This window comes from Streptomyces niger, assembly GCF_000718305.1.
Taxonomy (GTDB): domain Bacteria; phylum Actinomycetota; class Actinomycetes; order Streptomycetales; family Streptomycetaceae; genus Streptomyces; species Streptomyces niger.
The window spans coordinates 1-263 of the sequence record NZ_JOFQ01000087.1 but is presented as its reverse complement, the minus strand read 5'-3'; the positions used below and the strand labels follow the sequence as shown (position 1 = coordinate 263).

Annotated in this window: 2 rRNA genes; both read left to right on the top strand. The window is 54.4% G+C overall.

Annotation, left to right across the window (positions count from 1 at the left end):
• Positions 1 to 78 (top strand): 23S ribosomal RNA (locus IF20_RS37015); the annotation flags it as partial.
• Between the two features lie 77 nt (positions 79 to 155).
• Positions 156 to 263: ribosomal RNA gene (gene rrf, locus IF20_RS37010) — 5S ribosomal RNA — on the top strand; the annotation flags it as partial.

The following is a 263-nucleotide window of genomic DNA, read 5'->3' as shown; positions in this document are numbered from 1 at the left end:
ACTGGGTTGATAGGCCAGATATGGAAGCCCGGTAACGGGTGGAGTTGACTGGTACTAATAGGCCGAGGGCTTGTCCTCAGTTGCTCGCGTCCACTGTGTTTGTTCTGAAGTAACGAACTCGCCTGTGTTGGCTGGAGTTGTGAACTTCATAGTGTTTCGGTGGTCATAGCGTTAGGGAAACGCCCGGTTACATTTCGAACCCGGAAGCTAAGCCTTTCAGCGCCGATGGTACTGCAGGGGGGACCCTGTGGGAGAGTAGGACG